Below are 22,206 nucleotides of genomic sequence, written 5' to 3' on the forward strand. Positions count from 1 at the left end.
ACTGAAATATATACATTCTATTAAGTTGCGGTCCGCATCACGGTTACCGAAGTCAGCATCGCCACAGCAATGATGGTCAAAAATGAATAGAAAAACACAGTCAGGTCCACCACGCTCAAGCCCACAATGAGGACACATCCATCTATGAAGAAAATTAACATGCCGGCATTAAGCCCGCTTTTCCTGGAAATGATCTGTGCAAGCATGTCGGTCCCGCCTGTTGATGTACCATACCGGAGCATGAGCCCAATTCCCAGCCCGATTAATCCCCCTCCGATTATGGCACTTATATAGATGGGAAGATTCCAATCGATGACAGCCTCGGAAAAAATATCGATGCATAACGAAGAGAAAAGTAGGCCATGCAAACTGTTGAGGAATAGTTTTTTTTCGTAATACCAAGCATATATATATAGGGGAATACTGCTCAGAATAACGCCTAACCCAGTTGGAAGCCCTAGAAAATAATGAATGATTAAACCAATCCCAATCATGCCACCATCCAACAAGTGATAAGGAATGAGAAAAAAATTAATTCCTACGCCCACAAGCAAACTTCCGGCCATTATGGCTGCCATCTTTTCGATGATCATCATGACTTCCACATCCTTTTTAATGGATAATCTTGTCCCAATCCTATATCCTATGTACAGAGAAGCTAAAAATTAATAAAAGGCCTTTTTTATTTTTTATAGGCATAGACCTTTAATTTTCTGAATATTCCATTATATAATGGTTATAGGAAAGGAATTGGTCAAAAACCGTCAAATAGTGAAACAAATGAACCTTTTACAAGCCATTTCCACCATTTTGCGAGTATTAGGCAATTTGACTGGATGACTAACTCTTTCTATAATGAAAGTATTTAAATCAATTAAACTGAGGTGATTGGATGGGACATTAAAGAACGTTCGTTGTGACGGACGGACGCTGCTTTGCCTGGCGAAAAAGTGCACGGTATTAAATAATCTTGCTTGCATTTTCCTTGCAAAATTCTTCTATTTCCCGTCTACGTATCGCTAATACACATATACTAGTACTCTATTCATTTAAAAACGGAGTGTAAACTTGCAGCCTTCATGCACGACTCCAGTACGTTTTAGCTATTTAGCACGACAAAAAAAATATACTTGTATATTTTAAAAATGTAGGAGGTGGACTCCTTATTCGTCTCATAGGCGATGTAAGGGAGACTTTTTGGACATAATAAACTTGGTACTTATTGCCATTTTAATTGCTTTAACAGCATTTTTTGTAGCTTCGGAGTTTGCGATTGTTAAAGTGAGGAGCACGAAGATCGATCAATTAATTGAAGAAGGTAAGCCGAATGCCCTAGCAGCAAAGAAGGTCACATCCAATCTCGACGAATACCTGTCAACATGCCAACTGGGAATTACAGTTACGGCATTAGGACTGGGGTGGCTGGGAGAACCGACAGTTGAAAGTATTTTGGGCCCGCTTCTCACTCAATTAAATATCCCTGAATCTGCTTCACATATCCTTTCAATCGCGATTGCCTTTTCTTTGATCACCTTCATTCATGTGGTGGTGGGAGAACTGGCACCAAAGACGATGGCCATTCAAAAAGCAGAGCAAGTAACATTATTCATTGCCAAACCGCTAATTGGATTTAACAAAGTCATGTATCCTTTCATCTGGGTACTTAATGGCTCTGCAAGAGTGCTAACAAAAATGTTTGGATTAAAAGCAGTTTCTGAGCATGACTTGGCTCATACGGAAGAAGAGCTTCGCATCATTGTTTCAGAAAGCTATAAAAGCGGCGAAATTAACCAATCTGAGTTTAAATATGTGAATAAAATTTTTGAATTCGATGATCGCATAGCAAAGGAAATCATGGTTCCTCGTACCGAAATCGCCACGATTTCCAAAGATGATACCATACAGCAGTTTTTTTCCATCATGGCTGAAGAAAACTTCACTCGATACCCAGTTATCGATGGTGATAAAGACCATATCATCGGACTGGTCAATATCAAGGAACTTTTCACGGAAATGATAGACAAGAAAAATCAGGCAACATCTACGATCAATCGTTATGTTCGTCCGATCATTCGTGTCATCGATAGCATCCCCATCCACGATTTACTATTAAAGATGCAAAAAGAACGTGTACACATGGCAATCCTCATGGATGAATATGGCGGCACATCGGGATTAGTCACCGTTGAAGATATCCTAGAAGAGATTGTCGGTGATATCCGGGATGAGTTCGACTTAGATGAAGTCCCTGACGTTCGTAAAGTGAAGGAAAATCATTATATTATCGATGCAAAGGTATTGGTCAGTGAAATAAATGATTTACTTGGCATCGATATCAACGATGAAGATATCGATACGATGGGTGGCTGGATTCTTACCGAGAACTACGAAGCCAAACAAGGCGATATTCTGAATTATGGACCTTACCATTTTAAAATAAAAGAAATGGAAGACCACCATATCAGCTATATCGAGATTTATAAACCTGCAAAAGCAGTAAGCGAAGTAAAGGAATTTCCTTTAATGTCGCAGACTGAAATCGTTTCTTAATGGAAAACCCCGCCCTAGTTTATTAGGACGGGGTTTTTTCTACCCTACATCATGGCATCTTCCATGATTTCACTTTCATTATGGTACATGAGACAAAAAACTTTCATATTATAGTAATAAATCCCCCTCTATTTATAGTGATTGAGGTATAGTTCTACCTTTCTTGTTTCATACTGTTAAAGAAACATCATCATAATTAAGGAGTGAAGACTGATGAAAGTTATAACCATTTGCCAGCAATGCAAAGGGAAAGGCAAAACTCGCTATCTACAGTTCTTTTCACGGAACTGCAATCATTGTAAAGGAAAAGGTAAAACGGTTAAAGATATGTCCAATTCAGTAAACTCCATTAAGAATTTCTAACAATGGCTCATATTTTAAAATGATGAAGCTTGATGACACCAGCCCTCTTCAATGTATTATAAACGATGAGAATAGCCGGCCCTAGGAAAAGTCCGATTACCCCCAGCACTTTAAATCCTAAATAAAGACTGACAAGTGACGCTAGCGGGGTTAAACCCATATTTGCTGAATAGATTTTTGGCTCAATGGTCCTCCTGACAACGGTTATGACCAGGAACAAGATGATTAGACCAATGCCAAGGTGATGATTTCCTTGCGTCCATACAATGACAGCCCAAGGAACGAGCACTGACCCTGTTCCCAATATCGGGAGAATATCGACGATGACGATTAAAAGAGCCAAGAGCAAGGTGTATTTCACATCTAGAATCCATAGTCCCGCATAGGCCATCAAGAACGTGAATAAACTCAATACAATCTGCGCCCTAAAGAATCCGACAGCCGCCATACTAAGATCTTGATAAACCATGGTGATTTTTTGGTAGGTTGACTCCCTTAAAAAAGAAACTAGCTTTCTCTTCAACATCGGAAGCTCAAGACTGATTAAGAATAAAGCAATTAAATAGATTAAGAAATCTATAAAAAAGGCGGGTACGAGCGTAACAAGCTGAACCATGTCCTGGACAAAGTCCTTCGTAAACCCTTCAAGAGCCATGACCCCTTTTTCCATCGTAAGTTCGATTGACTGAATGAGATTAGGCGGCAACGTTTGGGAATATTGCTCCCATTGCCTGATGACCGGCAAAATTGCCGTGAGATAAATTTCTCGAATTAAAATCGGTAGCTTTTCAGAATGGACGATGATCCGTTTGATAAGAACGGAAAGCGAGAAATAAATCAAGCCGATAAAGCCACCTACATAGATAATGAAGGAAACCAACACGCCCCAAAGGCGATGTACGTTTAACATTTTGCTTATAAAGTTCACTAATCCATCCAATATGATGGCGGTTACTAGAGCAAAAATCAGCGCCCACGAGTAAGGAATCAAGAATATAATCCCTAAAAGGATAGCCGCCTTCCAAAACCAGCGAAAAAACATAGCGAAATTCAATTACTACACCCCCTTGCCCTTTCCTATTTCTCCTATATTTATGAAAGAATCTCCCATATATTTCGGTTATACGTTTTATTTTCTCATTTCAAGGGAAAAGATAAGGAAAGAGATGGAGGGATCGATTATGGATAACTTAAAAAAAGATAAAACTCTGCAGGAACGTAATGATAAATCCAAGGCTTTCAAAGAAAATCAAGAGAAACAACTAGAACGTGATCAGCTTGTCATGCCCATCGACGATTTGCCACTAGAAGACATTAAATACGAAAAAGAAGAAGAACGAAATAAAGAAGAAACCAAACACCGCTCCGCAAGCGAAAGAATTTAACGACAAAAAACCAGCTTCCATGCTGGTTTTTTTAGTTGATATTTTTGTAAGGGGCAAATTGGAAAAAGATAGTTCCCCATGATTTTCAAGACGATACTTAAAATTTCTGTATGTTTGTCGTATAATACAAAGGGTCGTTCTCTTTTTGGCACTTGTTTATGTTCAACTGCTCACAAAGTACGACAAATGATACCCCTTACATGTCTTGAAGATAAAATCGGTTATGAGTAAAATGAATCATATGAATCTTTCTTTATCTTAGACTTTTTCAATTTATAAATTATAATGAAGTGGCCGCTCATTATGAAGGAGAATTATATGAAAAACAAACAAAATCAGCTATTCCATCAACATTTACAATTATCCAGAACTATCGTAAAAAATATGAACGAACAGATCACAAGCCTGAATATTTATCATAACCAATGGACAATCTTGAATTATTTAAAGAACTGTGGTTATTCTACCATCAATGACATATCCAATTATCTAGACGTTGATAGCGTGATCATTACCCGTTCCGTGAATAGCATGGAAGAGAACCATATGATCAAACAAGTCCCTGGGAAGGATGAAGAGGAAAAGCGAATTGAACTCACGCCCAGAGGAAAAGAAGTACATATGAAATGCATGAAGATTGCGGATAAGATCGAAGGAAAAGCCTTAGATGGCATTTCCGAAGAAGAGCAGGACTTATTTTTCCAAACACTGCTTAAAATTCTAAATAATATTAGAGATTAATTGCCATCATTCTTTTAAATCCCTTTTATATAAGCGATTCAAAAGCTAGAGCCACGCCTTTTTTAACAGGCGAATCCCTTCTTTGATATCTGATTCAGATAAACCGCCATATCCCATCAAAATGGTTGGATGGTTGTCTTTCTTTGAATGATAAACCGAAGTGGGGTACACCTTCACTCCCTTTCTTTCAGCGGTTTGAATAAGCTCGGCTTCGGATTTATCACTATGGACTTGCACTAGAATATGTAGTCCGGACTTCTCTCCTATTACCGTTATTTGATCATGGAAGGTTTCTTCTAGTTCAGCAAGCAACACTTGATTCTTTTTTCGATACAGGATTCTCATTCTATTCAGATGCCGTTCCCAATGGCCATCTTTTATAAAAAGACAGACCGTTTCTTGGATCATTTTGGAAATGGTCTGTTTGTATCCTTGTAATTTTCTTTGGTAAAGATCGGCTAACTCAGGAGGTAGTACCATATATCCCGCTCTAATCGTGGGAATCAATGATTTAGAAAACGTGCCTAAATAGATCACCCTTCCACCTGTATCCAGACCTTGCAGAGACGGTATAGGTTTGCCTGTATGTCGGAATTCCCCATCATAGTCATCTTCAATAATATAGCCATTCTTTCTACCTGCCCATTTCAATAATTCCACCCTTCGTGATATGGGCATGATCATTCCTAACGGGAATTGGTGAGAAGGGGTAACATAGGCGATATCAGCTTGGCTTTCCTTTAATGATTCCACACACAACCCGCTTTCATCACAAGGAATGAACCTCATCTCAGCTCCCTCCACTTTCAATACTTCTCTCACCCGATGAAACCCGGGGTCTTCCAACCCAAATACTCTCTCCTTGCCAAGAAGAAGCCGCAAAAGATGAATGAAATACTGTGTACCCGCTCCGATGATGATTTGATTAGGGACACACCGCACCCCTCTTGACTGAAAAAGGTAGTCCGCAATTTCGTTCCTAAGACCATGCTCCCCTTGAGGGTCCCCGCTGATGAACATGTCCCTTTCCTGAAGGTACAGCGTATTATTCATGCACTTTTTCCACACGGTATGTGGGAAGGAGTCGATATCCACATGGCCATAATGAAAATCTATCATGTTGGTTACAATTGGCAAAATGGTCTCTGGATTACTAGTCGTGGTTACTTGCTCCATAATGGAAGAAATCCGATCGATTTCCGCTGCGAAATATCCTTTTCTCACCCGGCTCTCCACATACCCTTCCGCGATTAGCTGCTGATAAGCTGAATCCACCGTATTCAAGCCAATACCTAAATGAACGGCTAGCTTTCGTTTTGAGGGTAACTTCATTCCAGCCTTTATTTGCCCATTCTGAATTTCCCTTTTCAAATAGTGATACAGTTGAACATATAATGGTCGATCCTTTGTTTTTTCGAGTTGAAAAGTGATTTCGTACATGGCGCCCACCCCTTTACTGGTTCCATAAATTATAACAGTTCTGGTTCTTATTATAGTACCAGATTTTTTTTATAATCAGGATATTACTTGATTGGAGGAATGAACATGAAGCCGTTTGAATTAACCGGGAAATACGTTTCACTGGTACCCCTGATGGAAAATCATATCGAACCGATTTACACAGCCTCCCTCCCCAAAGAAATCTGGGTGTGGAGTGCGACGAAGATTTTGTCTCATCAAGACGCTGTGGAATTTGTACAGCAAGGCATCTTATCAAGGGAAAAGAATCAGCACCATCCCTTTGCGGTAATCGATTCTTCGACTCAATCGGTTATCGGCAGCACAAGCCTAAGGGATATACGATTCGATAATCAAACAGTGGAAATCGGCTCGACCTGGTATCACCCTTCAAAGTGGAGGACAGCCGTCAACACCGAATGCAAATATTTACTTTTACAGCATGCCTTTGAAACGTGGCACATGAATCGTGTAGAATTCAGGACAGATGAGCTGAACAGAGCTTCACGTGCGGCCATTGCTAGGCTTGGAGCTGTTGAAGAGGGGATGTTACGAAAAGAAAAAGTACTGAAAGATGGGAGAGTCAGAAACACCATGGTGTTCAGCATCCTCAAAGAAGAGTGGCCGAATGTGAAGCAGAAGTTGGAAGGGTTTTTGGGGAAATGAATCAAGAGAGTGCCCATTCATTTGGACACTCTCTTGACCATGGATTAATTTTCGGATGATTGTTTATGAGCTGTACTTTCCTTCTCCTTTTGCTGTAAAGATTCATTCTGCTTTTTAATAGAACGAATGAATATGAATACGACAATAGCGAAAAAAAGTGGCATGAGCAACGCAAACAATAGATAAATGGAATCGCCGAAAAGCATGATTTTTCCTCCTATGCTCTATCCAGTAAGATGGGATGCCTACATTGGATTGATTTCCCTAACGGCATTAGGTGCTCCCGATGGTTTGAGATAAACGAATCATGTCCCTGCACTGTATCCCATTTTCATAAATGGGCTCTGGATAATTCCTCGTGAAAAAATCGCGATCGATTTCGGTTATTCTAAATCCACATTTTTGATAAAGGGCCAGCTGCCCCATCCCTGAATTACCCGTGCCGATTTCGATGGAGTGATACCCCAGTGACTTCGCATGATGAACCGCATGATTGACCAGTCTTTTCCCCTGGCCTTCACCTTGGTATTGTTCCGCTACAGCAACGTTGACGATTTCTATCGTGTCATCGGACAATTCCTTCAAGACATACACGCCGGTTATCAGCCCATCCGATTCAGCGACAAAACACGTGCCCCTCTCCAAATAGGTCTCAACCAATTCTTTTGAAGGATCAGCAAGCAACAGTAACTCCATCGGTGGTGCCTCGCCTGGATTCAAGGGTCTAATTTTCATGACATACTCTCCTAGATTCTATATTCATTTCTTCAACCAACTCTCCCATCAATACCGAGACGGGAAGCGTTCGACTCCGTTTGTATCCTTCTCCTGCCCATAGAGCCATCAATTCAGGTTCGCCTTTTTGTCCCGCCACCTTTCGCATCTGTTTCGTCATGTGATGAACATAAGGATAGGCTGCCGGGGCGACCCTGTCATATTCCATTAAGAAGCAATTCACCAACCCCCGAGCACGGCGGCCGCTAAATGCCCGGGTGATCGCCGTTTCGGTAAACCGTGGATTATGGAGCGCTGCCTTATGAGCTGGGCTTGCGCCACTTTCCGGGCAACATAGAAAAGCGGTTCCCAACTGTGCCGCTACTGCCCCTGCTGCAAGAACACCGGCAATGTCTTTTCCATCCATCAATCCGCCTGCGGCAATTATCGGCACGTTCGTTTCTTTTTTTACGATCTTGATCAATTCCAAAAGCGCTTGGTCACTTTCTGACTCGTTATCAAAACTGGCACGATGGCCGCCTGCCTCAATCCCTTGTACACAAAGGATATCCGCTCCCGCCGTAACTGCAATTTGTGCCTCTGTAGGGTTCGTCACCGATACCGTAACAAGCGTACCGGCATGTTGGAGTTCCTTGATGATACCGGATTCTGGACACCCAAATGTGAAACTCACAACGGCGACCCGGAGTTCTTTTAACACGGCTATTTTATTGACCCAGTCATCATCGTCGCTCATGGGTTCCCCTATTGAAGCCCCTACACTTTCCGCCTCTTTTTGTATTTTTTCCCGGTAGGCGGTGAGTCTGGATTCATCCACAACCTCTTTACTTGGCACGAACACATTCACGCCAAAAGGCCGCCCAGTCAATCGGCGCACCTCTTCTATTTCGTTTCTCATTTCCTCTGCAGTTTTATATCCAGCTGCGAGAAACCCCAATCCTCCTGCAGCAGAAACCGTTGCGGCCAGTTTCGGTGTGGATGCGCCTCCAGCCATTGGGGCTTGAATGATGGGATATTTCATTAAATCTTGAAGCATTTTTAACAGGCCCCTTTCATTTTTCATGATTCACTTATCAAAGTTATGTTTTCTTGGTATAATGATTGTCTGTAAGAGAAAAGTGTCTTAACTGATCACCCTTTATATCTTGCAAATATAAATCACAGGTGGTAATTAAAAAATGGAAACAAAACCATATAGAGTTTTATTGTATTACTTGTATACACCAATCGAGAATCACGTAGAGTTCGCTGCCGAACATCTTGCGGCATGTAAAGAACTTGAATTGAAAGGCCGGATTTTAGTTGCCCAGGAAGGGATCAACGGTACGGTATCCGGTACAATCGAACAAACCGAAAAATACATGGACATGATGAAAAGCGATCCCCGCTTTGCTGATATGGTCTATAAAATCGATGAAGCCGATGGCCATGCCTTCAAAAAAATGCATGTCCGTCCAAAAAATGAACTGGTTACGCTTCGATTGGAAGATGACGTCGATCCAAACCAGACGACAGGGAATTACTTAAGCCCAAAAGAATTTTACGAGCAAATGCAAGATGAAAATACAGTCGTACTTGATGCGAGAAATGACTATGAATTTGATTTGGGTCACTTCCGCGGCGCAATCAAGCCAGATATCACAAATTTCCGTGAACTTCCGGAATGGGTACGTGAGAATAAAGAGATGTTTGAAGGTAAAAAAATCCTTACGTATTGCACAGGCGGAATCCGTTGCGAAAAATTCTCCGGATGGCTTGTCAAAGAAGGCTTTGAAGATGTCAGCCAGCTTCACGGAGGCATCGCAACATACGGAAAAGACCCTGAAGTGCAAGGCGATCTTTGGGATGGTCAAATGTATGTATTCGATCAAAGAATTGCCGTTCCGATCAATCAAAAGGAACATGTCATCGTCGGCAGGGATATCTTCTCCGGCGAACCATGTGAGCGTTATGTGAACTGCGCGAACCCGGAATGCAACAAGAAAATCCTTTGCAGTGAAGAAAACGAGCACAAACACTTACGCAGCTGTTCCCACGAATGTCGGGTGCACCCACGTAATCGCTATGTAGTCGAGCATAACTTGTCTGAAGAAGAAGTGGCAGAACGACTACAACTTATTAAAGAAACCGCTACAGCAGAATAAGCCATGAAACCCGAATCAATCGACTCCTTGTCCTGATTCGGGTTTTTTTCATGCTTTTCTCTTACTTCTATATCACGATAGAAAAATCCTTTTTTTCAGCTTTTTTGTCTATGGTTGAATTAATATGTTGCGTGGTTGAAATATTGCTTGGTATGGTTGAAATAATTCGGATTGCGGTCGAATTATCGCCGTTCGTGGTTGATTTAGGCTAAGCTAAGCTACAAATAGTATGTAAAAAGCGATTCCTCCATAGAAGAATCGCTCATGCCCTTACTTATCTGCGCTTACTACAATCCCGCATGCTTGCCTGTCACCGGCATCACCTGTTTTCAACGTGTCTTCATTCGGTCCCTTTTCTCCATCCGTTTCATAATGATCAGGAATATTGGCAAAGTTGTCCGGATTTGCATGAACGATGACCGAAAGCTCTTCTTGCTTCAGTTGTTCCACTGTCATGTTATCCAACGTGGCTGTATATTTGGCCGTTCCATCTTCTTTAGCAAAAAGAGGAAGCATATCCCCAGCATGATTGGAGTGCTTTTCATCTGTTGGATTGAAGTGCCCCCCGGCTGTAGTAAAAGGCCCTTCCTTTGCATCCGCTTCACATGCTGCATTTTCATGAATATGAAACCCATGATAACCGGGTTCTAACCCTTCCAGTGCCGCTTCGATCAAGACGGAATTCTCTTCCGCGGAAAAATTGACAGTACCTAAAGTTTTACCCGCAGTATCCTTAACTTCCGCCTGTGCTTGTGGGTCCACTTCCGTTTGGGTTCCCTGTACCGGTTTTGAATCTTCCACGGTTTTGTCTGCATTCGTTGAGTTATCCTCTGAATTGCATCCATACAACAAAAAGGCGGCACATGCTGGCAACAGCAGCTTTTGCTTATAGTTCATCATCAGTACCCTCTCTCTCTCTTTCATTTATGTATAGTCTTCTTAATCATTTCCACTATTTTGAAAGGATAAACAGAGAGAGGGATAAATGGGAAAATAGATTCTATGAGCATGATAAAAAATCTAACTAATCTCACAGTAAAAGATTTTCCATACTAGTTTATTAGACTCACCTCTTATAATGGAATCACCCCAAGAATGATAGCCACGATCGTCATAACAATCGTTGTCCCACAAGCCCATTTAAATAGAAACTTTTGATGATCACCAAAGTCCACACCAACCAGCCCAATCAGAATGAATGTGGCAGGAACCAAGGGTGATAAGGGAAAACCTGTTGTGGAGTGACCTAATAAAGCGGCCCTCCCGATTTCAACTGGGGCAATTCCAAAGTTCGCCGCAGCCTCGCTAATGATGGGAATAATTCCAAAGTAATATGCGTCAGGTGAAAAAATGAAGCCCATCGGAATGCTAGTAAGTGCCACAACAACAGGTAGATGTGCACCAAGCCAATCTGGAATAACGGTCACGATGGAAGAGGCCATCGAATCCATCATCTTCGTTTCCGTGAAGACGCCCGTGAAAATACCCGCTGCAAAGATAAGTGTACAGATCATAACAAAACTATTGGCATGGCTTAATATCCTTTCCTGCTGTTCTTTTGGATTTGGAAAGTTAACGAATAATGCTATGGCAAAAGCAGAAGCGAATAAGATTTGCAGAGGCAACACTTCCATTACCAAAAATACCATTAACGCGATCGTCAATAACCAATTAAACCAAAACTTCATGGTTGTACCATTAGTAGCTTCAACCGCAGCGGCCTGTTCACCTAACCCTGAAGGCATTGGTGTCTGCAATGTAGTGATGCCCAATCTGGCTCTTTCCTTCTTCCCAAGGATATAGGCGGAAAACAGCGTCCATATCAGCCCTGCAATCATGACCGGAACGAGCGGAATGAATAAGTCTGATACTTCCACTTGTAGACTGGCTGCTGCTCTTACCAACGGGCCGCCCCAAGGGATGATATTCATGACGCCTGCAGCTAAAGCAACCACACACGCCAATATAAGCCTATTCATCCCTAACCTTATATAGAGCGGCAACATGGCTGTTACGGTGATCATAAAGGTGGAAGACCCGTCACCATCTAACCCTACTAGCATCGTGATGATGGCAGTGGCCATCACAACCTTTAGTGGGTCCCCCTTCACAAGGCTTAGTATCTTGGCAATCATAGGTTCAAATAAACCAACGTCTAGCATCAAACCAAAATATAAAATAGCAAATACAATCATAACGGCCGTTGGCGTTACCTTTATAATCCCTGCCATCATCATTTCTCCCATTTCCGACGCAAACCCACCGATCAATGCAAAAAGGATGGCAGTGAAAATGAAGGCAACCACTACAGAAAGTCGCTTTGAAATGACCAAAATAAGAAATGTAAAAATCATGCAAAATCCAAGAATCGATAACATGTAGACTCTCCCCTTACTATTTGAAATATTAACTTTCATCAAATATTTTATATTTTCTGAAAAATTAGTATTTAGTTAGTATAACACTGGGTATTTCATTAAAAAACAACTTTTTCAAACTAGATTTTTTTCTTGCCCTGAAGCATGTCTGAATCAAATACATTTAATAGAAATTGGTAAATCTGTATACTGAATAGTAAATATCAGGTAGAAAGAAGTGTTACATGTATATGGATGTTCATAAATTGGCCAAAAGGAATCTTTTCATCATGTGGTTTGCCAACTTCTTCATCGGTGGTAGCATGACGATGGTTCTTCCCTTCATCTCGTTATACATCGGTACATTTGGCAATTATTCGGCACAATATGTCCAGCATTGGTCGGGGTGGACATTCGGAATTACCTTTGTGACCGCCTTTTTATTTTCCCCCATTTGGGGACGAATCGGGGACCGTTATGGTAGAAAGAAAATCCTGATTGCCTGCGCCTTCGGTATGGGCCTATCGATTTTCTTGATGGGATTTGTAGAAAATGTCCTGCAGTTGTTCTTATTAAGAATGTTCATGGGCATATTCACTGGATTCATCTCCATGTCACAAGCTTTCATTTCCACACAGACACCTAAAGAGATTGCCGGAAGGGTCTTGGGTACTCTTCAAACGGGGAATATAACCGGCTCCCTTTTCGGACCATTGATTGGCGGCGTACTTGCGGATACTCTCGGCTACTCAACAGCGTTTAAGTTCACTTCCATCACAATTTTCGTCTCTGGACTTCTTGTATTCGCAACCAAGGAATATCAAGTTCAGCGACAAAAAGGAACAAAAGCCAGTTATTCGAGCCGGGAGGTCCTCTCGCACATTTTACGGAACCCCATTCTAGTGAATGTCATGCTCATATCAACGATTGTCCAGGTGGCTCATTTCAGCATCCAACCCATTCTATCTTTATATGTCGGGGAACTGCACGGAACTACTAATCTGGCCTTTTACTCAGGCATCGCCTTTTCCGCAGCTGGTCTCGGAAACTTATTGATGGCCAGGTACTGGGGCAGGATAGGCGACCACCATGGGCATATAAAGATTCTGGTGCTCCTTCTTTTCCTCACAGCACTCGTATATTTGCCTGGAGCTTTCATCAATCACTTTTGGCAACTTGTATTTGTACGGTTTGCATTAGGTATAGTCATAGGAGGAATTATCCCTGTAAGGATTGCCTATATCCGCCAAGAGGCTCCCGTTGCCATGCAGGGGGAAGTGCTTGGATATAATACTAGTCTCCGTTTTTTAGGCAATATCATCGGCCCGGCAATGGGAGGGATGGTTGCAGGATTTTATGGATTTTCAGCCGTTTTTATAACGACCAGCTTCCTGCTGCTGATAGCAGGACTGGTCCTGTATTTGGCGTTGCATCGCAACCCGGAGTTGGCCCGGCATTCACATTGATTAGAAGACCTTTAGCAAAAAGAAGACACCCGTTAGATGATCCTTCTAACGGGTGTCTTCTTTTTCATTCAAACTTACCCAACAAGATGGTTGAACCCTCTCTGTAACAGAACTCTTCTTCGCCTGATTTCTAAAGATTTATTTTTTTACATATTCACGATAAAATAGTATTATATACCTAGTAATATATACCTATTAAGGGGTGTCAACATGTATCCGACCTTCACATATTATGCAAAAGTTCACATCATCAAGGATCAGCGTTATTGTGAATGTGGAATTATTCATAACTACCGGGGAATATTCGAGAAAAAAGACCTGAAGAAGGTTAAGTTTAAATCGGTTTCCGATATCACCTGCAGATCTTGTCGGGAAAAGTTCTTAAACGAAAAACCTAAGTCCTAGGGATATCTATTCATTTCCTCGTCTTCCTCCTTCTGTTTTTTTAAACATTATCGTGTTTTTCTGTATATTTATAGATTTGATTCTTTTTTATGTTAAGATTATTTAAGGTGAAAATCCACAAACCAGACATATCAAGCTTTTGTCGTGGTGGGTAGATTTCCAAGATTTACTTTTTTCTTGGTTTTTTTCGCCTAAAATTAGTTTAAAAGAGGGTTAAAATGCTTTTTCCTACTATCAAAACGGATGAAAGACACATCGTAAAAGACAAACATACCTGTGTATGTGGTACGAGATACAACGTATTCGCTATGTTAACCAGAAGAGACCTTAGAAAGATCATCTTCAAGCATTACAAAGAAGTAACCTGTACAGCATGTAAATCTAGCATTATACATAAAGAAGAATAAGCAGGACATATCCCCCTCCTCTCTCTAATGCTTCTACATACTCATGCAATCAAGTCCACCCCTTTCATAGTATTATTTCATTCATCCCACAGTGTAAGGAACCGGAATTTACTTATGACTCGTAAGTTCAACAAAAAAAGACCATCTCGGGTCTTTTTTTGTTGAAGGTGGCCCACTTGGATCTTTCTATTTGGCCTAATTGATATAAATAAGGAAATTTCCATTCAATTATGAATCCATAGATAGAATAATGAAGTCATGCTATAATCTAGTACGTTACAATAGCCAATCCATACTTATATAGAGAAAAAGGAAGTGTCGTTTTGAATATATCTACATTAAAACAGGAGTGGTTTTGCAACGTTCGCGGAGACGTACTTTCCGGAATCGTCGTTGCCCTGGCCTTAATTCCTGAGGCAATAGCTTTCTCCATCATTGCCGGGGTCGACCCGATGGTGGGATTGTATGCTTCCTTCTGCATCGCCATCGTCATCTCCTTTGTTGGTGGAAGACCAGGCATGATTTCAGCGGCGACCGGGGCGATGGCACTCGTGATGGTTGACCTTGTAAAGGATCATGGCTTGAACTATTTACTTGCCGCAACTATATTAACTGGGATCCTTCAAATTCTACTGGGCGTCTTTAAAATTGGGAAGCTCATGAAGTTTATACCGAAGCCGGTTATGACTGGCTTTGTGAATTCTTTGGCCATTATGATTTTCATGGCTCAGCTCACTCATTTCAAAGGGGAAACGTGGGTCATGTATGTCATGACAGCTGGTTCACTCGCCATCATCTACCTATTCCCACGGATAACCAAGGTCGTTCCTTCCCCGCTGGTCGCAATCATCTTCATGACCATCGTGGCCGTTGCAACAGGGGCTACTGTACGGACCGTAGGCGACATGGGGCAATTGAGCGAGGCTCTTCCCATGTTCTTGATTCCGGATATCCCTTTGTCATTCGAGACATTGGCCATCATTTTTCCTTATTCCATTGCCCTAGCGTTTGTCGGATTGCTTGAATCCTTACTAACGGCTCAAATCGTTGACGAAATGACCGATACGGATAGCAATAAAAACCGGGAGGCCAAAGGTCAGGGAATAGCGAACATCGTGGCCGGTTTCTTCGGCGGGATGGCCGGATGTGCAATGATTGGACAATCCGGTATCAATATCAAATCCGGGGGACGAGGTCGGCTGTCCACTTTCGTCGCCGGGGCCTTTTTGTTAATCTTGATCGTGTTATTGAATGATGTCCTCATTAAAATTCCGATGGCCGCCCTTGTTGCGGTCATGATCATGGTTTCCATCGGGACGTTTGATTGGTCCTCCTTGAAGAGGCTTCGGATCACTCCTAAAACCGAGGCGATAGTCATGATCGTAACGGTTATCGTTGTTCTTTATACGCATGATTTATCCAAAGGCGTATTCGCCGGGGTACTCTTGAGTATGATTTTCTTCTCGGCTAAAATTTCAAAAGTGTCTGTCGAGAAAACAGCGGACAACCAGGATCGGCAAATCACTTATCGAATAAAAGGCCAGATGTTTTTTGCATCGGTCCAGGACTTCATTTCGAAGTTTGATACGAAGGAAAAAGCAGATTCCATCATCATTGATTTTTCCAATTCGAAAATATGGGATGCCTCGGCTGTAGGAGCCGTCGAGAAAGTCATCTTAAAATACAGAGTACAGGGGAAAACGGTTCAAGTGCTTGGCCTTGATCAGGAAAGTTCTCAGCTGCTAAAGAGCCTGGCCTCATATGAAAAGTAAAAGGATGCATGGCTCCCCTGCATAAATTCTTGCTGAACCGCCAAACTAGAGTGAATGATACTCTGGATTGGAGGGAAAATCATGTCATCCGAACAGGATTATACTGCAGCAGATTTATCACCTGACCTTCTCAATGAGTTAAAACTCTTTGAAGGAAAAATACGTGAGGAATCAAACAAAGAGCTTATCGTGATTGCGTATGAAAAAGAGAAAGAAGCGTTGAATTGAAAAAAGGACTCGAAGCCACTTTCAAAGTGGCATCGAGTCCTTTTTTTATTACTTAGCGAAGATATCTGTTAAAACTGGTACAATTTGTTTTTTACGTGATACGACGCCTTCCAATACAGCAATGTTCTTATTCAATGTTACGTTATACGCTTTCTCCACTGCATCCGCTGATGCTCCTAGAGCCAAGGCAACGGAATCATTCGTTAAGATATCCGTTACGACGAATAAGAATAAATCCAATTCTTTCGCGGCAATAACTGCATGAATCGCTGCTTCAATTTCTGATTGCTTTGCAAGCACTTCATTCGGGTCAACAGCATTCACTTGAGCAATCTCAACTTTTGCCGTTCCCATTGAAAATTCTTTTGCATCAAGTGTGATGAGCTGATCGATGGTTTTGTCACTCAGGTCAGCACCCGCTTTTAGCATCTCCAAGCCATATGTTTCAGCATTCACGCCAGCAATTTCCGCTAATTCCATAGCAGCTGCGACGTCTTGCTCCGTGCAAGTAGGCGATTTGAATAATAAAGAGTCGGAAATGATGGCTGAAAGCATAAGTCCTGCAATGGCTTTAGGCACTTCAATTCCGTTTTCTTTATAAATCTTATTTAAAATAGTAGCCGTGCAGCCAACTGGTTCTGCGCGGTAATATAAAGGATCACTTGTTTCGAAATTAGCGATACGATGATGGTCGATGACTTCCAATACGCGTACCTGGTCAATGTCTTCGGCACTTTGCTGACGTTCGTTGTGATCGACTAAAATCACGCCATCCGCTTCCCCAGCCACTTTTTCAACAAGGCGGGGTGCTTCGAATTTAAATTGGTCCAACGCATATTGTGTTTCACCATTCACTTCACCAAGACGAACAGGTTCAGCTTGGATGCCCAGCTGCTTTTTTAGGTCAGCATAAGCGATTGCTGAACAGATAGTGTCGGTATCCGGATTCTTATGTCCAAAAACTAATATTTTTTCCACGATTTTTTCTCCTTTTTCCTAAATGATTTGGCAGGGATTTTTCTTTTCATAACCAGAATCCCTAGTTTTGCTATGCAATTTATTTTAACACAAAAACCCTGACATTCCGCGATGGAATTTTGTATTCCTCCCTATATTCTTTCATCATCCTCTTCCTTTATCCGACCTTGTCAATAGATATGAATCAGTTTTTCACAAATATATATGTTGAATTATCAGCATGGATGGCTTACGATAATATAAGCATACATACTAGATATTGACTTTTCTAACAACATAAATAACTATATATAGAATTATTAACCAAGGTGCCAGAGATGGCTGAAAAGGGAATCCGGTGTGAACCCGGAACTGTCCCCGCAACTGTAAATGTGACGAAATGAGAAAACCACTGTATAGCTCTCTATACGGGAAGGACTCAAAGTAGGATGATCATGAGTCAGGAGACCTGCCTGGTTTTTTCAAGTTTCTTATTCTTCGGGGATTGAGATGATGAAACGATAGTGTAACGGCTATTTTTTCATGGCTCTTTTATCCTATCGTTTGATCCGCTCAATTTATTGGGCGGTTTTTTTTTATTCGCGTACATTTAAGAGGAGGAACATTTATGACTCAAACATATAACCCTACCATAAAAAATGACACAGAAACAAATTCAATCCAGCTGGACATGTTATCCAAGGATTTCGAAGGCCGTCTTGATATGGAAAAGTTCAAAAAGCGTTTTACTAAATGGCTCGATCGAAAAGGTGATGCTTCAGAAGAACAAACATCGAAAAAGTTGATCCAGCTTGCACTTGAAAGTGTCGATATCGATGCCCCAGACTGGACATTCGTCGCCGCAAGGGAACTATTGAATGCCATGTATCGTGATGCCCAAAAGAACCGGGGCTATGAAGGCCGGAACTATGGACCTTTCTATGAATTGATTCAAGAACTCTCTCAGCAGCATGAAGGCCAACGTTACCCTGTTTATAAAGCAGAGCTTCTCAACTCCTACACAAAAACGGAAATCGAAGAATTGGGTTCGGTCATCGATCCGGAAAAAGATAAACTATTTTCATATATCGGAATCTATCTTTTGAATGATCGCTACTTGGCCCGTCCAAAAAAAGACAAGGTCTATGAACTTCCCCAGGAGCGCTTCATGATCATTGCCATGGAAATCATGAGACTGGAAAAAACGGAACACCGACTGCAGCTTGTTAAAGAAGCCTACTGGGCAATGTCGAACCTATATATGACGGTAGCGACCCCTACCCTCTCAAATGCCGGAAAGACACACGGGCAATTGAGCTCATGCTTCATCGATGCAATCGAGGATTCAATCGACGGAATTTATCAATCAAACTATGATGCCGCAAAAGTTTCCAAGTTCGGGGGCGGCGTTGGTCTATATGTCGGGAAAATCCGTTCGCTTGGTTCTGATATCCGCGGTTTTTCCGGTAACAGTTCAGGCACGACTCCCTGGATTCGCCTCTTTAACCAAACGGCCGTCAGCGTCGATCAATTGGGGCAACGTAAAGGCGCAATCGCCATCTATCTGGATGCGTGGCATAAGGACATCATGAGCTTCCTTGACTTGAAGACGCAAAACGGCGACGACCGCTTAAAGGCGCATGACATCTTCACGGGCGTCTGCATCCCCGATTTATTCATGGAAGCCGTGCGTGACCGGAAAGATTGGTATCTCTTCGACCCGCATACCGTGAAGCAAACCCTTGGGTTCTCCCTCGAAGATTTTTATGACGAGAAAAAAGGGGAAGGCAGTTTCAGGGACCATTACGCCCTTGCTGTAGAGGCGGCGGAGAATGGCATACTTCCAGGCTATAGTTTCGAGAAAATCAAAGCGATGGACATTATGAAAGGCATCATGATTTCACAATTAGAAGAAGGCGTACCCTATATGTTCTACCGGGACGAAGTGAACAGAAAGAACCCGAACAAGCATAAAGGGATGATCTATTGTTCTAACCTTTGTACGGAAATCGCCCAGAACTTAAGCCCTTCAACGATCACCGACGAATATGAAACGGAAGATGGCGATGTCGTCGTAGTTCGCAAAAGCGGGGATTTCGTTGTCTGTAACCTTTCTTCCATCAACCTGCCTCGCGCGGTGAACAGCGATGTATTGGAGAGACTGATCCCGATTCAGATCCGCATGCTCGATAACGTCATTGACGTGAATACCTTACCGGTCAAGCAAGCTTCCATTTCGAATAAGCGCTACCGTTCCATCGGCTTAGGAACTTTCGGGTGGCATCATTTACTAGCGACGCAAAATATCTACTGGGAGTCCGATGAAGCCGTTAAGTACGCCGATACCTTATATGAGAAAATCGCTTATTTAACCATTAAAGCATCCAATGAATTGGCCAAGGAAAAAGGAACCTACCCATACTTCGAAGGGTCCGATTGGCAAACGGGGGAGTATTTCGACCTTCGTGACTATAGAGATCCAAAATGGTTGGAATTAAAAGAAGAAGTGCAGCAGTATGGTACACGAAACGGCTATTTAATGGCAATCGCCCCCAATTCATCGACTGCCAAAATCGGTCATTCCACGGATGGCATCGACCCGTTATATGAAATCGAGTTTTATGAAGAAAAGAAAAACTTCAAATTTAAAGTGACAGCGCCTGGATTGACGCCCACTACGTATGAATACTATAAAAAAACGCGCTTCCATTTGGACCAAAAGGAAAGCATCAGGCAAAATGCAGCACGTCAACGTCATATCGACCAAGCCATCAGCTTCAACCTGTATGTACAAAACACGATCAAGGCTAAAGTGTTATTGGACATCCACCTAACAGCATGGGAAAGCGGATTGAAATCGACTTATTATCTTCGTTCCACTTCATCCGAATACGACAATGCCTGTGAGAGCTGCTCGAGTTAACGAGTGGGAATGGAATTTACTTTATTGAAGGAGATTTTACAAATGACAAACCATATCAAGAAAATCAGGATGCTCGAACCAACCCATCCTACCAAGGCAACCGGCGTTTTCAAAGGAGAAGCTTCAGGCTTTCTCCTTTGGAACGACATTCAGTATGAAAAATTCTATGATACGTATACACAGCTCATCAACAATTTTTGGAAGCCATCGAGTGTGAACATGATCCAGGATAAAAAGCAGTGGGGTGAATTGGATGAGGATATCCAGGACGCTTTCCTCGACATCCTCACGATGATTGCCGGGATGGACAGCCTGCAGACACCGACTTTAGTGGAAATCCTTCGATACATCAAGGATCCGGCAGCAAAGGCGATCCTCGCCAACATGGCCCAGCAGGAATCCATTCATAATGAATCGTATTCTTACATCCTTGCTTCCTTGATTCCTGTCGGCAAGCAAAAACAGCTTTTTGACCGGATCAAAGAACACCCGGAAGTGATCAAGCGGAACCAACCGATCGTGGATGCCTACCAAACATTTGTGGACGACCCTAGCCCTCAGCACTTATTCGAGGCGCTCATCCATTCCACGAACCTTGAAGGGATCTATTTTTACCTGGCTTTCGCCTTCTACTACAATCTGGGCCGGCAAAATCTGATGACCGGTTCGGCAACGATGATTTCCTATATTCATCGCGATGAAATGGTCCACTTCGATTTCATTGGCATGCTTATACAAATTTTAATGTATGAATATCCGGAACTGAATAATGAAGACAATACGAAGTTCATCTATACGACGATTGAAAAGGCCGTCGAGCTTGAAAAGGAATGGTCCGAATATATGCTTGAGGATATCCAAACGAAAGCAGATCTCGATTTGGAAGAGTTCAACGAGTATATCGAATATATCGCCAACAAACGATTACGCATGCTTGGACTTGAAAACTTGTATCAAGAGTATAGTGAGAACCCGATGCCCTGGATCAAAACGTTCGACGATGAATCCATCGGGCTGACTAAGACCGACTTCTTCGAGCAAAAATCAAGGACCTATAGCCAAGTAAATGCAAGCAACGGGTTCGATGAGCTTTAAAACCGCCATCGTCCATCATTCGGCAGGAGGCAATACAAAGGCGCTTGCTGAAGTCCTTGCATCCCTTTTGCCCGAAGCAGAGCTATTTCGGGTTCTTGAATTTGATATACGTACAGTGCATGAGTATGATTCGTTGATTGTCGGTACTTATACTTGGGGAAATGGCGAGCTTCCTGCCAGAATGTCCGCCTTCTATTCGGAGCTAGAGCAAATGCCGATTTCCCACCTGAAAACAGGAGTCTTCGGAACGGGTGAAACCAATTACAATCATTTTTGCGGAGCCGTCGACCAATTTCGTGACATGCTATTTGCCAAGAGCCAATTGGTCGCTACATTGAAAATCGAACAAATGTATCAAGAAGCGGACCTACCCAGGATAAAAAAGTTCGCCTCTCTATTTACAAACTAACAAACTCCCAAGCTTGTAAATACAAAATAAAAAGACCCCAAATTGGGGTCTTTCAGACTGTAGACAAACTCGATGAAAATCGACTTTGCCTACAGTTTTTTTTGTTTTAAAATAGAAGTATTAAAACTTGGGGTGATGAGGATGC

Annotated in this window: 20 protein-coding genes and 1 riboswitch; of the genes, 11 read left to right on the top strand and 9 right to left on the bottom strand. The window is 42.2% G+C overall.

The genetic code is table 11. The features are described 5' to 3' along the window. Positions 1-20: 20 nt before the first annotated feature. Positions 21-596, bottom strand: coding sequence for a YitT family protein (locus ACQKIC_RS17190; RefSeq protein ID WP_402867629.1), 576 nt, complete (start codon positions 594-596; stop codon positions 21-23). 601 nt (positions 597-1,197) lie between these two features. Here ACQKIC_RS17190 and ACQKIC_RS17195 point away from each other — a divergent pair. Then, a complete protein-coding gene (locus ACQKIC_RS17195; protein ID WP_402867628.1) occupies positions 1,198-2,550 on the top strand; it encodes a hemolysin family protein in 1,353 nt (450 codons plus the stop codon). A 370-nt stretch (positions 2,551-2,920) separates the two neighbouring features. Here ACQKIC_RS17195 and ytvI read toward each other — a convergent pair whose 3' ends face one another. Further along, complete coding sequence (gene ytvI, locus ACQKIC_RS17200) at positions 2,921-3,967, bottom strand: sporulation integral membrane protein YtvI (RefSeq protein WP_402867627.1); 1,047 nt, start codon at positions 3,965-3,967, stop codon at positions 2,921-2,923. Between the two features lie 127 nt (positions 3,968-4,094). On the opposite strand from ytvI, the gene ACQKIC_RS17205 reads away from it, so the two are divergent. Then, positions 4,095-4,298, top strand: a complete 204-nt coding sequence (locus ACQKIC_RS17205; RefSeq protein WP_402867626.1) for a hypothetical protein — start codon at positions 4,095-4,097, stop codon at positions 4,296-4,298. Positions 4,299-4,616: 318 nt separating this feature from the next. Beyond that, positions 4,617-5,039: a MarR family winged helix-turn-helix transcriptional regulator gene (locus ACQKIC_RS17210; RefSeq protein ID WP_402867625.1), complete on the top strand. Its 423-nt coding sequence runs from the start codon at positions 4,617-4,619 to the stop codon at positions 5,037-5,039. 45 nt (positions 5,040-5,084) lie between these two features. Here the strand turns inward: ACQKIC_RS17210 and ACQKIC_RS17215 are convergent, their stop codons facing one another. After that, positions 5,085-6,479: a PLP-dependent aminotransferase family protein gene (locus tag ACQKIC_RS17215; RefSeq protein ID WP_402955535.1), complete on the bottom strand. Its 1,395-nt coding sequence runs from the start codon at positions 6,477-6,479 to the stop codon at positions 5,085-5,087. Positions 6,480-6,584: 105 nt separating this feature from the next. Between ACQKIC_RS17215 and ACQKIC_RS17220 the strand changes: the two genes are divergently transcribed. After that, the gene (locus tag ACQKIC_RS17220; protein WP_402990276.1) at positions 6,585-7,163 is read left to right on the top strand and encodes a GNAT family N-acetyltransferase; all 579 of its coding nucleotides are present in this window, start codon (positions 6,585-6,587) and stop codon (positions 7,161-7,163) included. A 44-nt stretch (positions 7,164-7,207) separates the two neighbouring features. Here ACQKIC_RS17220 and ACQKIC_RS17225 read toward each other — a convergent pair whose 3' ends face one another. From ACQKIC_RS17225 to ACQKIC_RS17235, 3 genes are all read right to left on the bottom strand, one after another. After that, positions 7,208-7,369: a hypothetical protein gene (locus ACQKIC_RS17225; protein ID WP_402867622.1), complete on the bottom strand. Its 162-nt coding sequence runs from the start codon at positions 7,367-7,369 to the stop codon at positions 7,208-7,210. Between the two features lie 67 nt (positions 7,370-7,436). Then, positions 7,437-7,898: a GNAT family N-acetyltransferase gene (locus ACQKIC_RS17230; protein ID WP_402990279.1), complete on the bottom strand. Its 462-nt coding sequence runs from the start codon at positions 7,896-7,898 to the stop codon at positions 7,437-7,439. After that, positions 7,888-8,934: a nitronate monooxygenase gene (locus ACQKIC_RS17235; protein ID WP_427592031.1), complete on the bottom strand. Its 1,047-nt coding sequence runs from the start codon at positions 8,932-8,934 to the stop codon at positions 7,888-7,890. Before ACQKIC_RS17235 ends, ACQKIC_RS17230 begins: the two co-directional genes overlap by 11 nt. 142 nt (positions 8,935-9,076) lie before the next feature. Between ACQKIC_RS17235 and ACQKIC_RS17240 the strand changes: the two genes are divergently transcribed. Further along, positions 9,077-10,042, top strand: coding sequence for a rhodanese-related sulfurtransferase (locus ACQKIC_RS17240; protein ID WP_402867619.1), 966 nt, complete (start codon positions 9,077-9,079; stop codon positions 10,040-10,042). Positions 10,043-10,312: 270 nt separating this feature from the next. Here ACQKIC_RS17240 and ACQKIC_RS17245 read toward each other — a convergent pair whose 3' ends face one another. Further along, a complete protein-coding gene (locus ACQKIC_RS17245; RefSeq protein WP_427668714.1) occupies positions 10,313-10,966 on the bottom strand; it encodes a superoxide dismutase family protein in 654 nt (217 codons plus the stop codon). A gap of 149 nt (positions 10,967-11,115) precedes the next feature. Beyond that, positions 11,116-12,420, bottom strand: a complete 1,305-nt coding sequence (locus tag ACQKIC_RS17250) for a CitMHS family transporter (protein ID WP_402990288.1) — start codon at positions 12,418-12,420, stop codon at positions 11,116-11,118. A 230-nt stretch (positions 12,421-12,650) separates the two neighbouring features. Between ACQKIC_RS17250 and ACQKIC_RS17255 the strand changes: the two genes are divergently transcribed. From ACQKIC_RS17255 to ACQKIC_RS17265, 3 genes are all read left to right on the top strand, one after another. Continuing rightward, entirely contained in the window at positions 12,651-13,865 is a 1,215-nt protein-coding gene (locus ACQKIC_RS17255; RefSeq protein ID WP_402990290.1) for an MFS transporter, read from the top strand. Between the two features lie 1,135 nt (positions 13,866-15,000). Further along, positions 15,001-16,449, top strand: coding sequence for a SulP family inorganic anion transporter (locus tag ACQKIC_RS17260; protein WP_402990293.1), 1,449 nt, complete (start codon positions 15,001-15,003; stop codon positions 16,447-16,449). Positions 16,450-16,530: 81 nt separating this feature from the next. After that, positions 16,531-16,677 (top strand): hypothetical protein, encoded by a 147-nt coding sequence (locus ACQKIC_RS17265; protein WP_402867613.1) that lies wholly within the window; start codon positions 16,531-16,533, stop codon positions 16,675-16,677. A 48-nt stretch (positions 16,678-16,725) separates the two neighbouring features. Here the strand turns inward: ACQKIC_RS17265 and ACQKIC_RS17270 are convergent, their stop codons facing one another. Continuing rightward, positions 16,726-17,655: a manganese-dependent inorganic pyrophosphatase gene (locus ACQKIC_RS17270; protein ID WP_402867612.1), complete on the bottom strand. Its 930-nt coding sequence runs from the start codon at positions 17,653-17,655 to the stop codon at positions 16,726-16,728. A gap of 288 nt (positions 17,656-17,943) precedes the next feature. After that, positions 17,944-18,125, top strand: a riboswitch (cobalamin riboswitch). 137 nt (positions 18,126-18,262) lie between these two features. Here ACQKIC_RS17270 and ACQKIC_RS17275 point away from each other — a divergent pair. Genes ACQKIC_RS17275 through ACQKIC_RS17285 form a run of 3 tightly spaced genes read left to right on the top strand, consistent with a single transcriptional unit; the run spans position 18,263 to position 22,061 of the window. Next, positions 18,263-20,557 carry a ribonucleoside-diphosphate reductase subunit alpha gene (locus ACQKIC_RS17275; RefSeq protein ID WP_427592033.1) on the top strand — a complete coding sequence of 765 codons (2,295 nt, stop codon included), beginning with the start codon at positions 18,263-18,265 and terminating at the stop codon, positions 20,555-20,557. 42 nt (positions 20,558-20,599) lie between these two features. Further along, positions 20,600-21,652 carry a ribonucleotide-diphosphate reductase subunit beta gene (locus ACQKIC_RS17280; RefSeq protein WP_402955510.1) on the top strand — a complete coding sequence of 351 codons (1,053 nt, stop codon included), beginning with the start codon at positions 20,600-20,602 and terminating at the stop codon, positions 21,650-21,652. Further along, entirely contained in the window at positions 21,642-22,061 is a 420-nt protein-coding gene (locus ACQKIC_RS17285; protein WP_402955507.1) for a flavodoxin domain-containing protein, read from the top strand. Before ACQKIC_RS17280 ends, ACQKIC_RS17285 begins: the two co-directional genes overlap by 11 nt. Positions 22,062-22,206: the final 145 nt, after the last annotated feature.

Source organism: Peribacillus sp. NPDC046944 (assembly GCF_050272735.1).
Lineage (GTDB): Bacteria > Bacillota > Bacilli > Bacillales > DSM-1321 > Peribacillus.